This is a genomic window from Caulobacter sp. RHG1 (assembly GCF_013181195.1).
In the GTDB taxonomy this organism is placed as follows: domain Bacteria; phylum Pseudomonadota; class Alphaproteobacteria; order Caulobacterales; family Caulobacteraceae; genus Caulobacter.
The window spans coordinates 130764-147125 of sequence record NZ_SMZP01000007.1 but is presented as its reverse complement, the minus strand read 5'-3'; the positions used below and the strand labels follow the sequence as shown (position 1 = coordinate 147125).

Annotated in this window: 15 protein-coding genes; 13 read left to right on the top strand and 2 right to left on the bottom strand. The window is 67.0% G+C overall.

Annotation, left to right across the window (positions count from 1 at the left end):
• Positions 1 to 17: 17 nt before the first annotated feature.
• From uppS to E1H18_RS19060, 13 genes are all read left to right on the top strand, one after another.
• Complete coding sequence (gene uppS, locus E1H18_RS19120) at positions 18 to 797, top strand: polyprenyl diphosphate synthase (protein ID WP_172271435.1); 780 nt, start codon at positions 18 to 20, stop codon at positions 795 to 797.
• Positions 757 to 1602, top strand: a complete 846-nt coding sequence (locus E1H18_RS19115; protein ID WP_172271849.1) for a phosphatidate cytidylyltransferase — start codon at positions 757 to 759, stop codon at positions 1600 to 1602. Before uppS ends, E1H18_RS19115 begins: the two co-directional genes overlap by 41 nt.
• Positions 1590 to 2789 (top strand): 1-deoxy-D-xylulose-5-phosphate reductoisomerase, encoded by a 1200-nt coding sequence (gene dxr / locus E1H18_RS19110; RefSeq protein WP_172271433.1) that lies wholly within the window; start codon positions 1590 to 1592, stop codon positions 2787 to 2789. Before E1H18_RS19115 ends, dxr begins: the two co-directional genes overlap by 13 nt.
• Positions 2790 to 2810: 21 nt before the next feature.
• Positions 2811 to 4007: an RIP metalloprotease gene (locus tag E1H18_RS19105; RefSeq protein WP_172271431.1), complete on the top strand. Its 1197-nt coding sequence runs from the start codon at positions 2811 to 2813 to the stop codon at positions 4005 to 4007.
• A gap of 17 nt (positions 4008 to 4024) precedes the next feature.
• Positions 4025 to 6385 (top strand): outer membrane protein assembly factor BamA, encoded by a 2361-nt coding sequence (gene bamA / locus E1H18_RS19100; RefSeq protein WP_172271847.1) that lies wholly within the window; start codon positions 4025 to 4027, stop codon positions 6383 to 6385.
• Between the two features lie 2 nt (positions 6386 to 6387).
• Complete coding sequence (locus tag E1H18_RS19095; protein WP_172271429.1) at positions 6388 to 7020, top strand: OmpH family outer membrane protein; 633 nt, start codon at positions 6388 to 6390, stop codon at positions 7018 to 7020.
• A gap of 53 nt (positions 7021 to 7073) precedes the next feature.
• A complete protein-coding gene (gene lpxD, locus E1H18_RS19090; protein ID WP_172271428.1) occupies positions 7074 to 8093 on the top strand; it encodes a UDP-3-O-(3-hydroxymyristoyl)glucosamine N-acyltransferase in 1020 nt (339 codons plus the stop codon).
• Positions 8094 to 8097: 4 nt separating this feature from the next.
• Positions 8098 to 8577 carry a 3-hydroxyacyl-ACP dehydratase FabZ gene (gene fabZ, locus E1H18_RS19085; RefSeq protein ID WP_172271426.1) on the top strand — a complete coding sequence of 160 codons (480 nt, stop codon included), beginning with the start codon at positions 8098 to 8100 and terminating at the stop codon, positions 8575 to 8577.
• Positions 8574 to 9365, top strand: coding sequence for an acyl-ACP--UDP-N-acetylglucosamine O-acyltransferase (gene lpxA, locus E1H18_RS19080; protein WP_172271424.1), 792 nt, complete (start codon positions 8574 to 8576; stop codon positions 9363 to 9365). Before fabZ ends, lpxA begins: the two co-directional genes overlap by 4 nt.
• A gap of 9 nt (positions 9366 to 9374) precedes the next feature.
• On the top strand, positions 9375 to 10217 hold the full coding sequence (locus E1H18_RS19075) for an LpxI family protein (protein WP_172271422.1): 843 nt from the start codon (positions 9375 to 9377) through the stop codon (positions 10215 to 10217).
• Positions 10218 to 10231: 14 nt separating this feature from the next.
• A complete protein-coding gene (gene lpxB / locus E1H18_RS19070; protein ID WP_172271845.1) occupies positions 10232 to 11389 on the top strand; it encodes a lipid-A-disaccharide synthase in 1158 nt (385 codons plus the stop codon).
• A 92-nt stretch (positions 11390 to 11481) separates the two neighbouring features.
• Positions 11482 to 13239 (top strand): flagellar hook-length control protein FliK, encoded by a 1758-nt coding sequence (locus E1H18_RS19065; protein ID WP_172271421.1) that lies wholly within the window; start codon positions 11482 to 11484, stop codon positions 13237 to 13239.
• On the top strand, positions 13236 to 13499 hold the full coding sequence (locus E1H18_RS19060; protein WP_172271419.1) for an EscU/YscU/HrcU family type III secretion system export apparatus switch protein: 264 nt from the start codon (positions 13236 to 13238) through the stop codon (positions 13497 to 13499). Before E1H18_RS19065 ends, E1H18_RS19060 begins: the two co-directional genes overlap by 4 nt.
• 57 nt (positions 13500 to 13556) lie before the next feature.
• Here the strand turns inward: E1H18_RS19060 and gltA are convergent, their stop codons facing one another.
• Both gltA and gltX read right to left on the bottom strand, forming a co-directional pair.
• Positions 13557 to 14837 (bottom strand): citrate synthase, encoded by a 1281-nt coding sequence (gltA, locus tag E1H18_RS19055; RefSeq protein WP_172271417.1) that lies wholly within the window; start codon positions 14835 to 14837, stop codon positions 13557 to 13559.
• Positions 14838 to 14904: 67 nt separating this feature from the next.
• Positions 14905 to 16317: a glutamate--tRNA ligase gene (gltX, locus tag E1H18_RS19050; protein ID WP_172271415.1), complete on the bottom strand. Its 1413-nt coding sequence runs from the start codon at positions 16315 to 16317 to the stop codon at positions 14905 to 14907.
• Between the last annotated feature and the right edge of the window lie 45 nt (positions 16318 to 16362).

Sequence of the window (16362 nt, the reverse complement as noted above, 5' to 3'; positions counted from 1 at the left end):
AGGGAAGGTTGAAGCGAATGCCGCTGACCACCGGCCTGCAGAACGTTTCGGCGCGCGCTGGGGGCGACGCGCCGGAGGATCGGCTGCATGTGGCCATTATCATGGATGGCAACGGCCGCTGGGCAAAGCAGCGGGGGATGCCGCGCGTCCTGGGCCATCGCGCCGGTGTCAACGCCCTGAAGCGCACCGTCGAGGGCGCGCAGAGCCAGAATGTCGGCGTGCTGACGGTTTTCGGTTTCTCGACCGAGAACTGGCGTCGTCCGGCGCACGAAGTGTCCGAGCTGATGAGCCTGCTGAAGGCCTATGTCGAATCTGACCTTGAGCGCCTGGCCCGGGCTGGCGTTCGCGTGCGGATCATCGGTCGTCGCACCGGCCTGTCGGCCGACCTCGCCGAGGTGATCGAGCGTGCGGAGCAGCGCACCGCCCAGAACAGCGATTTCACCCTGCAGGTGGCGTTCAACTATGGCGGCCAGGCCGACCTCACCGACGCGGCGCGGGCTTTTGCCGAAGCGGCCGTGCGAGGCGAGGTCCAGCCGGCGGACCTGACCGAGGCGACGTTCGAGCGTTATCTTTCGACGGCTGCCGCGCCGGCGCCGGATCTGATCGTTCGCACCAGCGGCGAGCGCCGGATCTCGAACTTCCTGCTGTGGGAATGCGCCTACGCCGAGCTGATCTTCCAGGACGTGTTGTGGCCGGACTACGGACCCGAGGCCCTGGCTGCGGCCATTGCCGAGTATCGCCGTCGTGACCGACGCTATGGAGGGATCGCGGCCGATGACGTCGCCGTCGCCGGCTAAGCGCTTCAACTGGGGCAATCTGCGGATGCGTGTGGTTTCGGCCACCGTGCTCGTGCCTACGGTCGTGGCCGCCGTCTGGCTGGGCGGCTTCTGGTTCCTGGCCCTCGCCCTGGTCTGTGTCGCGCTGCTGGCGCGCGAGTGGGGCAAGATCAGCGCGCCCAAGGCGCCGCGCGCCGTCGGCGCCGTGGTCGGCGTTTTCTGCGCAGTCGCCGTCGTCGCCGCCTTCCTGCATTTCTTCTTCATCGCCTGGTCCGTCGTCCTGGCGGGAGCCTTCCTGGCGGGCTTGATCGCGCGCGGGGCCGTCGATCGTCGGGCGGACGCGGCTTATGGCGTCGTCTATATCGCGCCGGCGGTCATCGCCCTGGTCTGGCTGCGTTCGCTGCCGGACGGCCTGTGGTGGACCCTGCTATTGTTCGTGGTCACCTGGTTCGCCGATATCTTCGCCTATGTGGTCGGCAGCCTGCTGAAGGGCCCGAAGCTGTGGCCCCAGATCTCGCCGAATAAGACCTGGTCGGGCTTCATCGGCGGCCTGATCGCCGCCACCCTGGGCGCCGTCGCCGTCGCTTATCTGGCCCATCTGCGCCTGGTCTGGCCGGCGGCCGCCCTGGTCGGCTTTCTGGGCGGCCTGGCCACCATGGCTGGCGATCTGTGGGAATCGATCCTCAAGCGCCGCTTCGGCGTCAAGGACAGCGGCGACATCATTCCGGGCCATGGCGGCCTGTTGGATCGTGTCGACGGCCTGATGTTCGCCGTGATCGTCGTGGCCGCTATCCGCCTGGTGGACCACTGGGGATGGGCTCATTGACCTTACCCCGTAAGGTGGTGGTGCTGGGCTCGACGGGATCGATCGGCCTTTCGACCTTGAGCCTCTTCGAGGAGTCCGGCGTCCCGGTCGAGATCCTGGCCTTGACGGCTGGGCGTAACGTCGAGCGGTTGATCGCGCAGGCGCGCCAGTGGCGTCCCGCAGTGGCGGTGATCGAGGACGAGACCAAGCTGGCCGCTCTGAAGGACGGCCTGGCGGGGACCGGGGTGCGCGCCGCCGCCGGGGCGGCCGCTGTGGCCGAGGCCGCGGCCATGGGCGCAGACTGGGTGATGTCAGCCATCGTCGGCGCGGCCGGCCTGGCGCCCACCGTCGCCGCTGCCGAGACCGGCGCGGTCATCGCTCTGGCCAACAAGGAAAGCCTGGTCTGCGCGGGGCCGGCCCTGCTGGCGATCGCCAAGGCGGCCGGCGGTTCGGTGATTCCGGTGGATTCCGAGCATTCGGCGATCTTCCAGGTGCTGCAACCCGACTGCGCACACCGGGTCGCGCGGCTGATTTTGACCGCATCGGGCGGCCCGTTCCGCACCTGGGACAAGGCCGCCATGGCTGCGGCGACACCCGAGCAGGCTATCGCCCATCCCAACTGGTCGATGGGCGCGAAGATTTCGGTCGATTCCGCGACGATGATGAACAAGGGCCTCGAGATGATCGAGGCGTCCTATCTGTTCGACACGCCCGAGGCGAAGATCGATGTCGTGGTTCACCCGCAGTCGGTGATCCACAGCCTGGTCGAGTACACGGACGGTTCCACCCTGGCCCAGCTCGGCCCTCCGGATATGCGCAGCCCGATCTCCTGCGCCTTCGCCTGGCCCGATCGCCTGGAATGGCCGGCCGCTCGGCTGGACCTGGCCGCCTACGGCCAGCTCACCTTCGAATCGCCGGACCTGGATCGCTTCCCGCTGTTGGACATCGCCCGTGAAGCGCTGCGCCTGGAAGGCGGGGCCCCGACAGCGATGAACGCCGCCAATGAGGTCGCCGTTGCGGCCTTCCTTGACCGGCGGATTGGCTTTCTCGATATTGCCGCCGCAGTGGCGGGGACCCTCGAGCGTATGAACAGTCTGGGCAATCTCGCCGTCGCACAAAGTGATGCGGTCGAAAACGCGATGATGATCGACGCCAGCGCTCGCCGCATTGCGGCCGAGGTTGTCGCGCAAAAGCATCGCCGGCTCTGATCCGGGGGACCCGGCCACCAAATGACCGACGTTTTGATCTTCGTCCTGTCCACGGTTTTCGTGCTGTCCGTCGTGGTGACGATCCACGAGCTGGGGCACTACTGGGCCGCTCGCGCGTGCGGCGTGGCCATCGACTGCTTCTCCATCGGCTTCGGCGCGCCGCTGATCTCGTGGCGCGACAAGCAGGGCGTCGAATGGCGGATCGCCTCGATCCCGCTGGGCGGCTACGTCCGGTTCTCAGGCGACGAGAACGCTGCCAGTGTTCCGGACCAGGACGACCTGGCCGCCATGCGCCGGTCGATCGCCGAGCGGGAAGGGGAGGCGGCCCTTTCGCGCTACTTCCATTTCAAGCCGGTCTGGCAGCGGGCGATCATCGCCGTCGCCGGCCCCGTCGCCAATTTCGTCCTGGCGATCCTGATCATGGCCGTCTTCATGGTCACCCTGGGCCTACCCCAGCGCGCGACCACGGTCAGCAATGTCTCGCCCGGCAGCGCGGCTGAAGCGGCCGGCTTCCAGAAGGGCGACATGATCGTCGCCGCGGACGGAAAGAAGATCGCCACCTTCCAGGATCTACAGGGCTATGTGTCGCTGCGCGCCAACATGCCCATCGACTTCACGGTCAAGCGCGGCGATGCGAATCTTCACCTGAAGGCCACGCCGCGACTGGTCGAGATCCAGGACAAGATCAGCGGCCGCATGAAGACCGGTCAGCTGGGCCTCGAAAGCGCTTCGGTCTCGAAATTCAAGCGCTCCACGCTGCTGAGCGCCATCCCCGACGCCACCGTCGAGATCTGGAAGATGATCAAGACGATCGCCTTCTATCTCGGGCGCCTCGTCACCGGTCAGATGCCGGCCGACCAGATCAGCGGCATCATCGGCATCGGCCACACCGCCGGCGCGGTCACCAAGGCCAGCGTCCAGGGCGCGCCTGATCTTGCGACCATGGCGCTGCGGGTCTTCACCTCATCCATGGTCATGATCGCCAGCCTGTCGGTCAGCATCGGCTTCATGAACCTGTTGCCGATTCCGGTTCTCGATGGCGGCCACTTGCTGATGTACGCGTATGAGGCCATCGCCAAACGCCCGCTGCGCGCGGACTTCCAGGCGGCTGGCTTCCGTGCGGGGCTTGCCTTCATCCTGTGTTTCATGCTGTTCGCGGCGTGGAACGACCTCAACCGCTACGACGTGTTCAAATTCATCGGCGGGCTCTTCACGTGAACGCCCGTCCTCCGTCCATGATTGGTCAAATGAGCAAACTACGCGCCCAAAGCGCCGCCTTCGCCACCGGCGTGGCGCTACTCCTCGGCTCGACGGCCCTGACGGCGCCTCAGCAGGCCTACGCCCAGGCGCAGACCGGCGTCGTCCAGCGCATCGTCGTCCAGGGCAATGAGCGCATCGAGCAGGGCACGGTGCTGTCCTATCTGCCGATCCAGCCGGGCGACACGGTCGACTCCCAGCGCCTCGACCTGGCGCTGAAGACCCTGGCGCGCACCGATCTGTTCGCCGACGTGAAGATCGAGATGCAGGCCGGCGACCTCGTCGTGAAGGTGGTCGAAAACCCGATCATCAACCAGGTCGTCTTCGAGGGAAATTCGTCTCTGAAAGAGGACAAGCTGAAGGACGAAGTGCAGATCCGCCCCCGCGGCATCTTCACCCGCGCCAAGGTGCAGGCCGACGTCCAGCGCATCATCGAGCTGTATCGCCGTTCGGGCCGCATCTCGGCGACGGTGACGCCCAAGGTGGTCGAGCTGCCGCAAAAGCGCGTCGACCTGGTGTTCGAAATCGCCGAAGGCCCCAAGAGCGGCGTTCTGGGCATCAACTTCCTGGGCAACAGCGAGTACTCGGACAACGACCTGCGCGACGTGGTCGTGACGAAGGAAAGTCACTGGTACAAGTTCCTGACCAGCAACGACAATTACGACCCTGACCGCATCGAGTACGACCGCGAGCAACTGCGTAAGCACTATCGCAACCGCGGCTTCTTCGATTTCCGCGTCGTGTCGTCGGTGGCCGAACTGGCGACCGACAAGAACGGCTTCGCCGTCACCTACACGCTCGACGAGGGCCCCAAGTATAAGTTCGGGAAGGTCACCGTCGAAACCGAGCTGAAGAAGCTGGACGGCAACCTGCTGTCGCAGATCCTGCCGATCCGCGCCGGTCAGCTGTACGAAGACGAACGTATCGAGCAGGCCACCGACGCCCTGACCTTCGCGGCGGGCGCGGCGGGCTTCGCTTTCGTGGACGTGCGCCCGCGCTACGTGCCCAATCGCGAAACCAAGACCGTCGACGTCGTCTTCCAGGTCCGTGAAGGCCCGCGCGTCTACGTCGATCGCATCGACATCGTCGGCAACACCCGCACGCTGGACTACGTCCTGCGCCGCGAGCTGGAAGTGGCCGAAGGCGACGCCTACAATCGCGTGCTGGTCGACCGCTCGAAGAACAACATCCGTCGCCTGGGCTTCTTCAAGGAAGTCAATATCGAGGACACCCCCGGCGGCGCGCCCGACCGCACCAGCCTGCGGGTCAAGGTCGAGGAGCAGCCGACGGGCGAACTGTCGTTCAGCGCCGGCTACAGCTCGATCGACAAGCTGGTGCTGGACGTCGGCATCACCGAGCGCAACTTCCGCGGCCGCGGTCAGAACCTGCGCGCCCGCGCTTCGATGGGCTCGCTGCGCCAGCAGATCGACTTCGGCTTCAGCGAGCCGCGCTTCCTGGGGCGCAACCTGGTCGGCGGCCTGAACCTGTATACCTTCCGCTATGACCTTTCGCAGTTCGCGGCCTACGACACCAAGTCGGTGGGCGGCGACATCCGCTTCGGCTTCCCGCTGACCCAGAACTCGTCGATGAGCCTGCGCTACACGGTCCGCCAGGACGACGTGAGCGTGGCCGACAGCCTCTGCACCAGCGGTTCGGTCTCGCAGATCCTCTGCCTGCAGCGCGGCGCCTACATCACCTCGATGATCGGCTACGGCCTGCGCATCGACAAGCGGAACGACCCGATCAACCCGACCCGCGGCTGGTTCGCCGACCTGAATCAGGATCTGGCCGGCATCGGCGGCGACGTGAAGTATCTAAAGACCGAGGCCGACGCCGGCATGTACTACGGCTTCACCAAGGACCTGGTGTTCAGCGCTACCGGCTCGGTGGGCTACATCCAGGGTTGGGGCGGCGACAACGTCCGCATCAACGACCGCTTCTATCGCGGCGGCACCTCGTTCCGCGGCTTCGAGATCGCCGGTATCGGCCCGCGCGACATCTCGAGCACGAACAACTCGATGGGCGCCAAGCTTTACGCCATCAGCACCTTCGAATTGACCGTCCCGACCTTCTTGCCTGAGCAGTACGGCATCAAGGCCGCCCTGTTCAGCGACGTGGGTACGGCCGGTCTTCTGGATGATGTAGATCGTCAGAGGTCGCCTGGCGTCTTCGATCCGAACATCAAGGACAATCTTGGCCTGCGCGCCTCGGCGGGCATCTCGATCGACTGGAAGTCCCCCATGGGTCCCATTCGCTTCGATATCAGCCGTATTTTGGCCAAGGAAAGCTACGACCGAGTCGAAACGTTCCGGTTCTCCACCTCCACAAGGTTCCAATAATCATGTCTAAGTTCCTGTCTGCGGCCGCTACCAGCGTCGTCGCCCTTGCTCTCGCGACCAGCGCTTCGGCTCAGACGGCTCCGGCCGCCGCCGCTGCGCCGGCCGTCACCCACGGCCCGGCCATCGCTGGCGTCTGCATCTTCTCCAGCCAAGGCGCCGTTGGCGGCTCGCTGGTCGGCAAGGCCGTCGATACGCGCCTGAAGACCATCATCCAGCAGGTGAACGCCGAGCTGACCGCCGAGCGCACCTCGCTCGACAACGAAGCCAAGGCTCTGGACGCCAAGAAGGCCACGCTGGCTCAGGACGCCCTGGAGCAACAGGCCAGCGCGCTGCAAGTCAAGGCGAACGCCTGGCAGCGCAAGGGCCAGCTGCGCCAGAAGGAAGTCGAGGCGACCGAGCAAAAGGCGCTCTCGCGCGTCTATCAAGAGCTGGATACGCCGATCAAGCAGGTCTACCAGGCCCAGAAGTGCGGCATCCTGCTGGATCGCGAGTCGGTCATGCTGGCCAACCCGTCGATGGACATCACGGCCGCCGTGGTCGCCGCCCTCGACGCCCGCATCAAGACCCTGACCTTCGACCGCGAACGTCTGGACCAGGCCCCGGCCGCCGGCGCCCTGCAACCGACCAATAAGTAAGCGAATCGCGTCCTTTAGGTTTACCTAGGGGAATGAATTCGCCGTGAGGAACCATGCCGGACCCGCGTTTTTTTGACAGCCTGGGTCCGGCATCGCTTTCCGAGTTGGCCCGGGCCGGCGCCGCCGAATTGGCGGATCCGGCCTCGGCTGATCTCTCGATCGCCACCGCTGCGCCGCTCGATACGGCCGGCCCTGACGCGATCACCTTTTTCTCCGACGCCAAGCGCAAGGACGCCGCCGCCACCACCCAGGCCGGCGCCTGTTTCGTGCGTCACGAGCATGCCGACGCACTGCCGCCCGGCTGCGCCGCGCTGCTGACCCGCCATCCTCAGGCCGCCTGGGCCGCCGCTGTCGGTCTGCTGCTGACGCCGCGCCGCCATGACCCGTCCGCGGCCGCCGTGCATCCTGACGCGGTGCTGGAAGAGGGCGTTCTGCTGTCGCCTAACGCAACGATCGGCCAAGGTGCGCGGATTGGCCGGGGTACGCGGATTGCGCCCGGAGTCGTCATCGGTCCGGGCGTGTTGATCGGCCGCGACTGCGTGATCGGCCCCAATGCCGTGATCGGCTTCGCCCTGCTGGGTGATCGCGTGTCGATTTCGGCCGGCGCTGTGCTGGGCGAGGCGGGCTTCGGCGCCGCCCCCGGCCCGAAAGGCATGGTCGACCTGCCGCAGCTGGGCCGGGTGGTGATCCAGGACAATGTCACGATCGGCGCCAACAGCTGCGTCGACCGGGGGGCGTTCTCCGACACGGTGGTCGGCGAGAACACCAAGATCGACAACCTCGTGCATGTCGCGCACAACGTCCGTATCGGGCGCAATTGTGTATTGGCCGCCTATACGGGCATCTCGGGCAGCACGATCGTCGGCGACGGCGTGGCCTTCGGCGGCAAGGCTGGCGTGGCCGACCATTTGAAGATCGGCTCGGGCGCGAGCGTCGGGGCGGCCGCCTCGGTGTTCAAGGACGTGCCGGACGGTGAAACTTGGACGGGCTTCCCCGCGCGACCGCTGAAGCGGTGGCTCCGGGAGACCGCATGGCTGTCGCGCATGGCGCGCAGCCGAGGGACGAAGGACTAGGATCATGAGCGAGAACGCCGAGCAAACGGTGCAGACCAACATCGACATCGCGGAAATCCTGGCGCGCATCCCGCATCGCTATCCGTTCCTGCTGGTCGACCGGGCCGAGGACTACAACCCGCACAAGTCGATCGTCGGCATCAAGTGCGTGACGGTCAACGAACCGTTCTTCCAGGGCCACTTCCCGGGCAATCCGGTGATGCCGGGCGTGCTGATCATCGAGGCCCTGGCCCAGACCGGCGCGGTGCTGATGAGCAAGAGCCTGGAGGTCGACACCGAGGGCAAGACCATCTTCTTCATGTCGGTGGACAACGCCCGCTTCCGCAATCCGGTGCGTCCGGGCGACGTGATCCGCATGGAAGTCGAGGTCGTGCGCGCGCGCTCGACGATCTTCAAGTTCAAGGGCGTGGCCAAGGTGGGCGACAAGGTCGCCGCCGAGGTCGAGTTCGCGGCCATGGTCGTCGAGACGGGGCCCAAGGCATGACGATCCACCCCAGCGCGATCGTCGATCCCGCCGCCAAGATCGCCTCGGACGTCGAGATCGGTCCGTTCAGCATCGTCGGTCCCGACGTGACGCTGGAAGCTGGCGTGCGGCTGCTGTCGCACGTGGTTATCGAGGGCGCGACGACGATCGGCGAGAACTGCATCGTCCACCCCTTCGCCAACCTCGGCGGTCCGCCCCAGCACCTGGGTCACAAGGGCGAGCGCACCGAACTCCTGATCGGCCCGCGCAACATCATCCGCGAGCACGTGACCATGCATACCGGCACGGCCTCGGGTAAGGGCGTGACCCGGATCGGTTCGGACGGCCTCTACATGGTCGGCTCGCACGTGGCGCACGACTGCGAGCTGGGCGACTTCGTGGTCATGGCCAAGGGCGCGACCCTGGGCGGCCACGTGTCGGTCGGCGACTACGTGTTCATGGGCGGTCTGGCCGCCGCGCACCAGTTCTCCCGCATCGGCCGCTACAGCTTCATCGGCGGCCTGGCTGCGGTGACCAAGGACGTCATTCCGTACGGCTCGGTCTGGGGCAATCACGCCCACCTCGAGGGCCTGAACCTCGTGGGCCTGAAGCGGCGGGGCTTCTCGCGCGAGACGATCAACGCCCTGCGCGCGGCCTATCGCTTGATGTTCGCCGACGAAGGCACCTTCCAGGAACGCCTGGACGACGTGGCCGAGATCCATGCCGGCAATCCCGAAGTGATGGAGATCGTCGACTTCATTCGCGCCGACGCCAACCGGCCGCTTTGCCTGCCCGAGCGCGAGGTCTAGTCTCCTGTGATGCGTAAGCTTGGCCTCATCGCCGGCGGCGGTTCGCTGCCCGTCGAACTGGCGGCCCATTGCGAGGCCGCCGGCCGCGCCTTTTCGGTCATGCGGCTGAAGAGCTTCGCCGAGCCATCCTTGGCCCGCTACCCGGGCGTCGAGGTCGGCCTGGGCGAGTTCGGCAAGGTGTTCAAGGCGCTGCGAGAGCAGGGCTGCGACGTCGTCTGCTTCGCCGGCAATGTCAGCCGTCCCGACTTTGCGACCCTGATGCCCGATGGCCGTGGCATCAAGGTCCTGCCGGGCCTGATCGTCGCCGCGCGCAAGGGCGACGACGCCCTGCTGCGCCGGGTGCTGGACGAGTTCGAGAAGGAAGGCTTCGACATCGAGGGCGCCCACGAGGTGATGGGCGAGATGACCCTGCCTCAGGGGCGCCTGGGCAAGTGGTCGCCAGCCGACGCCCACATGGCCGATATCGACAAGGCGCTGCTGGTGGCGCGCGAGATCGGCCGGCTGGATGTCGGGCAGGGCGCCGTGGTCTGCGAAGGCCTGGTCCTGGCCGTGGAGGCCCAGGAAGGCACCGACGCCATGCTGCGCCGGGTCGAGCAACTGCCTCAGACGATCCGCGGCTCGGCCGAACGCCCTCGCGGCGTGTTGGCCAAGGCGCCCAAGCCGATCCAGGAGACCAAGGTCGATTTGCCGACTATCGGCGTAGCGACCATCCAGCGCGCCGCTCGCGCGGGTCTGGCCGGGGTGGTCGGCGAGACCGGCCGCCTGCTGGTTGTCGATCGCGACGCGGTCATCGCCTGCGCCGACGAACTGGGCCTCTTCGTGCTGGGGGTCGATCCGCAGGGGCGGGTCTAGTGCCGCTGAAGATCATGCTGGTGGCCGCGGAGGCCTCCGGCGACGCCCTGGGCGCCAGCCTGGCCAAGGCGCTGCGGGCTCGGTTGGGCGACCAGGTGACGTTCGTCGGCGTCGGCGGGGCCAAGATGGCCGAGCAGGGGGTGCAGAGCCCCTTCGACATCGCCCAGCTGTCGATCCTGGGTATCTGGGAGGGCTTGAAGGCCTATCCGACGGTCAAGGCCCGCCTGGATGACACTGTGGCTCTGGCGGCCCGGGAAAAGCCCGATGTGGCGATCCTGATCGACAGCTGGGGCTTCACCATCCGCTTGGCCAAGGCGTTGCGGAAACTGGATCCCGAGCTAGCCCTGGTGAAATACGTGGCGCCTCAGGTCTGGGCCCACAGCGCGAAACGCGCTGGCGTGCTGGCCAAGGCCGTTGATCTGCTGCTGTCGATCCAGCCCATGGACAAGGCCTATTTCGACGCCGTGGGGCTGAGGAACGTCTTCGTCGGCAACTCCGCCCTGGCCAAGCGCTTCGACGCCGCTGACGCCGGACGGCTGCGATCGCCGATCGGCGTTGCGGCTGGCGACCCGATCCTGCTGGTCCTGCCCGGCAGCCGTCCGTCCGAGATCGAGCGGGTGCTGCCTGCCTTCGAGGATGCGGTGAAGCGGCTGAAGGCCGACCGGCCGGAGCTCGCCATCGTCGTACCCGCTGCCTATACCGTCGCCGAAGCGGTGAGGGCTCGCGTCGCCGGCTGGCCGTTCCGCGCTCACGTCATCGAGGACGAGGGCCTGAAGGACGACGCCTTCGTCGCCGCCGACGTCGCCCTGGCCTGCAGCGGCACCGTCACCACGGAGCTGGCCTTGGCCGGCGTCCCGATGGTGGTCGGCTACAGGACTGGCGCGATCACCTACGCCATCATGCGCCGCCTGATGAAGCCCAAGTGGGTGACGCTGTTCAACATCGCCGCCAACAAGTCCGTGGCGCCCGAACTGCTGCAGGACGCCTGTGAGGGCGAGGGTCTGGCGCGTGAGATTGGGCGCCTGCTGGACGATCCAGCCCTCCGTCGCAGTCAGGCGACCGAGCAATCCGTCGCGCTGGACAAGATGGGGCGCGGCATGCCCGACCCGTCCGAGGCGGCTGCAGACGCCCTGTTGGCCTTTTTGAAAACACGCGGAATTTCCAATAGTTAAGCTTGGTGCGCGACCAATGGGCGCGACGAGGCTTAACGCCTGATTTACGACTCGGCCTCAGTCTCTAATCATCTTCCGCTCGGAGCCGCGTCGTGGCCATCGACCCGACCACGCCCCTGACCCCAGTGCTTCCGGCCCTGCCGGTCGGGAAGTCGCCGGACTCCGTGGCTCTTCTGCAGGCCATGGCGCGCCAGGCCATCGCTAACACCACCCAGCAACTGAGCGAACTCGTCGGCCGCTCCGCGGGCGCGACGGCTCAGGCCAGCGCGCCGATCGAGGAAGCCGGCCAGACCGGCTCCCAGATCGCCAACCTCGACACCAGCCAGGCCAAGGCCACGCCGCAGGCGCCAGTGCAGGGCGCGGTCGTCCGTGAGGCCCCCGAGACCCTGATGGCTCGCGCCGTCCGCGTCGCCGCCGCCGAGGCCGCGCCGCGTCAGTCGGGGCTGGCGCCGCTGATGGCCAACGTTCGCGCGGTCGTCGAACGTCCCGATACGCCTGCGCCCGTGCGCGAGGCGGGCAGGGCGCTGCTGGCCAGCGCGCCACCCATCGCCGACCTGACCAGTCCGCAGGGGCTGCGCCGCGCCGTGGAGCGCTCCGGCGCCTTTCTGGAAGCCAACATGGCCCGGGCGGCTGCGGCCCCGGACGCCGATACGCCGCTCCGATCCACCGACATGAAGGCCGCCCTCCTGGTCTTCCGCGGCGCGCTGTCAGCGTGGCTGGGCAAGGCGACCACCCCGGCTACAGCCGACGGCCCGCCGGCGGAGGCATCGTCCAGCGCGCCTGAAGCCGACCCGGACCTCGCCAAGACGCCGGACTTAGCGACTCGCGCCAGGCCGACCACGGCGCCAACGGCTCAGGCTGCGCCACGCGCCCAGTCCAGCATGCCGTCCAGCGCGCCAGCACAGACGAGCGCGCCCGCTGCGCCTCCTGCGTCGCAAGTCGAGACCAAGGCTTCACAGCCCGCTGTCGCGCCGGCGATCTCAGCCGAACCCGAGATGGTCGAGGCTGCGCCGCGCGCCGTTACGACCCAGGCTCCGCCGGCCGAGGATGAGGCCCTGGAAGCCCGCTTCGGCGCCTTCGTCGCCGCACCCAAAGCCGCGCCGACCGCTCAGCAGCCGGTTCGCGCCGCCCTGTCGGCGCTCGTGCAACTGGGGCTGATCGCCGAAGAGGCCGTCGCGACACAGATGCCGAACACGCCGGCAGCCGAGCCCAAGATTTTGGTCCCGCGCGGCTATGGCGCGCCTGCCGAGACAGCTCGCGCGACGACACCGCCGCCGCCTTATGCCGGCGGTCCGATGGCGGGGCAGAAGCCGGCGGCGATGACGTTGGCGCCGGACCTGCCGATCGCCGACGCAGTGCGCAACCTCCTCAAAGCCACCGGCGGCGCCTTGGCGCGTCAGGATCTGATGCAGATTGCCTCGCTGCCTGACAGCGCCCGACCCGACGTCGATAGTCCCGAGATCCGGCAACAGGGCGCGCGCTTGAACCTGGACCTTCCGTTCGTGACGCCGCAGGGCGTGGCGGTCGCACAGTTCGAGATCGGTCACGACGGCGGCGGCTCCGGCGGCTATGCGGGCGGCCCGATCGAGCGCACCTACAAGGCGCGCTTCTCGATTGATCTGGAGCCCATGGGTCCCGTCCACGCCCTGGTCACCCTGACGGGCTCTCGCACCCGCGTCTCTCTGTGGGCCGAGCGGGCCGAGACCATCGCCCGCCTGCGTGCGAGCGAAGAGGTTCTGGGTGCGGCCCTGCGTGAGGCCGAGCTGGTCCCCGAGGTCGCCGTCCATTCCGGCGCACCGTCGACGCAGGGCGCCAGCCCGCTGGGCCATTTCGTGGACCAGGCGTCATGAGCGGGATCAGCGGACCTTCGGCGCGGCCGCGCATCGCCGTCGCCTTGCTTTACGAGGAGCCTAACGCCCCCAAGGTCGTGGCCTCGGGCCAGGGCTTCATCGGCGAGAAGATCATCGAGACGGCGCGCGAACACGGCGTACCGATCGAGGAGAACCCGGTCCTGGCCCAGGCCCTGTCGACCCTGGAGGTCGACGAGGAGATCCCCGAGGACCTCTACCGCGCCGTCGCCGAGGTCCTCAGCTTTATCCTGCGTCGATAGAAACGAAAAAGGCCCCGCCGCAGCGGGGCCTGATCCGTTGTCGCGATGACGAAGCGCCTAGCGCTTTTCCACCGGCACGTAGTCGCGTTGCGTGGCGCCCGTGTAGAGCTGACGCGGACGACCGATCTTGCGAGTGGGGTCCTCGAACATTTCCTTCCACTGGCTGATCCAGCCCGAGGTGCGGGCGAGAGCGAACAGCACGGTGAACATGTTGGTCGGGAAGCCCATCGCGCGCAGGGTGATGCCCGAATAGAAGTCGATGTTCGGGTACAGCTTGCGGTCGATGAAGTACGGGTCGCTCAGGGCGACCTTCTCCAGCTCTTGCGCGACCTGCAGCAGCGGGTCGTTGTTGTGGCCCAGCTCAGCCAGAACTTCGTGCGCGGTCTTTTGCATGACCTTCGCGCGCGGGTCGAAGTTCTTGTACACGCGGTGGCCGAAGCCCATCAGCTTGTACTTGCGGTCCTTCACGCCCTGGACGTAGTCCGGGATGTTCTCGACCGAGCCGATGGTTTCCAGCATCTCCAGGGCTTCCTGGTTGGCGCCGCCATGCGACGGGCCCCACAGGCAGGCGATGCCGGCGGCGATGCAGGCGAACGGGTGCGCGCCCGACGAGCCGGCCAGACGGACGGTCGAGGTCGAGGCGTTCTGCTCGTGGTCGGCGTGCAGGATGAAGATCCGGTCCATGGCGCGGGTCAGCACCGGGTTCGGCTTCCACTCTTCGGCCGGCACGGCGAAGCACATGCGCAGGAAGTTTTCCGAGTACGACAGGTCGTTGCGCGGCGACACGAACGGCTGGCCGACCGTGTACTTATAGGCGCGGGCGGCGATCGTCGGCATCTTGGCGATCAGGCGATGAGCGCTGATTTCGCGCTCGCGGGCGTCGTCGACATTGATGCTGTCGGCATAGAAGGCCGACAGGGCGCCGACGGCGCCGGTCATGACGGCCATCGGGTGGGCGTCGCGACGGAAGCCTTCGAAGAACCGGTCGAACTGGGCGTGCAACATCGTGTGGTAGGTGATGTTGTGTTCGAACTTGGCGAACTCTTCAGCCGTCGGCAGTTCGCCGTTCAGCAGCAGGTGGCAGACCTCGAGGAACGAGGACTTCTCGGCCAGCTGGTCGATCGGATAGCCGCGGTGCAGCAAAACACCGGCGTCGCCGTCGATATAGGTGATCTTGCTCTCGCACGAAGCGGTCGAGGTGAACCCCGGATCGAACGTGAAGTGGTCGCTTTCGCCATAGACCTTGCGGATGTCCAGAACGTCCGGACCCGTGCTGCCCTTGAGGATCGGCAGGTCGTAGTTCTTATCGCCGATCGTCAGCGTGGCTTTATCGGTCATACTTAGACCCCTTCATAATTGGAACGGTCAGTCCAACTTTCGCTTTTCGCGGGTGCGTTATAGCGCCTCATGCGCGCGGCGCCAGGGCGTCGTCAAGACGGCCCAAACTCTCTTCGCGCGTGAGGGCGGCCATGGTCTTGTTCAGATCCGGGGCCTGAGCGCCGCCCGTCAGGACGCCACGCAGGGCCGGGCCGAACTTGCCGAAACCGACGCCTTCGGATTCCGCGAAGGATTTCAACACGGTGTCCAGGGTGTCGGCATCGAACGCCGGCGCGGCGGCCAACTGGTCGCGCAGGCGTTTCAGGCGCTCGACCGTCTCTTCGGTCAGCTGCTTCTGCGTCTTTTCCTCCAGCGGGAATGGACGCGTTTTGAGGGCGAATGCGCAGTGATCGACCAGCTCCAGGATGGTCTTGGCGCCTTCCTTGACCTGCGGGACGGTGCGGGCGATGCGCGCCTTGGCGTCGTCGGGCAGGGGCTCGCCGCGCTTCTGGGCGGCGTCGAACGCCAGATCCGTCAGGCGGGCGTCGTCGGCCTGCCGCAGGTGCTGGGCGTTGATGTGATTCAGCTTGGCCCAGTCCAGACGCGCCGGCGCCTTGACCACGTCCTTGACGTCGAACCAGCTGATCGCCTGCTCGTCGTTGAAGACCTCATCGTCGCCGTGGCCCCAGCCCAGGCGGGCCAGGTAGTTGCGCATGCCCTCGGCGATGTAGCCCAGGTCGGCGAACTCGCCGACGGCCTGAGCGCCGTGGCGCTTGGAAAGCTTGGCGCCGTCCGGTCCATGAATCAGCGGGATGTGAGCGAAGGCCGGCACGTCCCAGCCCAGCGCCGAATAGATCAGGCTCTGGCGGGCGGCGTTGTTGAGGTGGTCGTCGCCGCGGATCACGTGGGTGACGCCCATGTCGTGGTCGTCGACGACCACGGCCAGATTGTAGGTCGGGGCGCCGTCGGCGCGCAGCAAGACCAGATCGTCCAGCTCGATGTTCTTGAAGGTCACGGGGCCCTTCACAAGGTCGTTGACCACGGTCTCGCCGTCCAGCGGACCCTTGAAGCGGATCACGTGCGGGGCCGACAGGTCACCTTCCGGCGCGTCGCGCCAGGGCGAGCGGATGGCGCGGCCTTCGGCGCGGGCCTTCTCGCGAGCCACTTCCAGTTCCTCGACGGTCATCCAGCAGCGATAGGCGCGGCCGGCGTCCAGCATCTGCTGGACGGCCTCGACGTGGCGCGGGGCGCGGGTGTGCTGGAAGACGACCTCTTCGTCCGACTTCAGGCCAAGCCAGTCCAGGCCTTCGAAGATGGCGGCGACGGCGGCTTCGGTCGAACGTTCGCGATCGGTGTCCTCGACGCGAACAAGAAACTTCCCACCCGTATGGCGCGCATATAACCAGTTGAACAGCGCCGTGCGGGCGCCGCCGATATGCAGGAAGCCGGTGGGCGAGGGCGCGAAGCGCGTGACGACACCGGTGGGGGAGGAGTTCGACATGGACTTCACGGCTTCAGGACGGAGCGCCGGAACGGCGGCGGAAAA

Excerpts from the sequence above, each read along its gene's own strand:
- uppS (WP_172271435.1), top strand. The coding sequence starts at position 18 with ATGCCGCTGACCACCGGCCTGCAGAACGTTTCGGCGCGCGCTGGGGGC.
- E1H18_RS19115 (WP_172271849.1), top strand. The coding sequence starts at position 757 with ATGGAGGGATCGCGGCCGATGACGTCGCCGTCGCCGGCTAAGCGCTTC.
- dxr (WP_172271433.1), top strand. The coding sequence starts at position 1,590 with ATGGGCTCATTGACCTTACCCCGTAAGGTGGTGGTGCTGGGCTCGACG.
- E1H18_RS19105 (WP_172271431.1), top strand. The coding sequence starts at position 2,811 with ATGACCGACGTTTTGATCTTCGTCCTGTCCACGGTTTTCGTGCTGTCC.
- bamA (WP_172271847.1), top strand. The coding sequence starts at position 4,025 with ATGATTGGTCAAATGAGCAAACTACGCGCCCAAAGCGCCGCCTTCGCC.
- E1H18_RS19095 (WP_172271429.1), top strand. The coding sequence starts at position 6,388 with ATGTCTAAGTTCCTGTCTGCGGCCGCTACCAGCGTCGTCGCCCTTGCT.
- lpxD (WP_172271428.1), top strand. The coding sequence starts at position 7,074 with ATGCCGGACCCGCGTTTTTTTGACAGCCTGGGTCCGGCATCGCTTTCC.
- fabZ (WP_172271426.1), top strand. The coding sequence starts at position 8,098 with ATGAGCGAGAACGCCGAGCAAACGGTGCAGACCAACATCGACATCGCG.
- lpxA (WP_172271424.1), top strand. The coding sequence starts at position 8,574 with ATGACGATCCACCCCAGCGCGATCGTCGATCCCGCCGCCAAGATCGCC.
- E1H18_RS19075 (WP_172271422.1), top strand. The coding sequence starts at position 9,375 with ATGCGTAAGCTTGGCCTCATCGCCGGCGGCGGTTCGCTGCCCGTCGAA.
- lpxB (WP_172271845.1), top strand. The coding sequence starts at position 10,232 with ATGCTGGTGGCCGCGGAGGCCTCCGGCGACGCCCTGGGCGCCAGCCTG.
- E1H18_RS19060 (WP_172271419.1), top strand. The coding sequence starts at position 13,236 with ATGAGCGGGATCAGCGGACCTTCGGCGCGGCCGCGCATCGCCGTCGCC.
- gltA (WP_172271417.1), bottom strand. The coding sequence starts at position 14,837 with ATGACCGATAAAGCCACGCTGACGATCGGCGATAAGAACTACGACCTG.
- gltX (WP_172271415.1), bottom strand. The coding sequence starts at position 16,317 with ATGTCGAACTCCTCCCCCACCGGTGTCGTCACGCGCTTCGCGCCCTCG.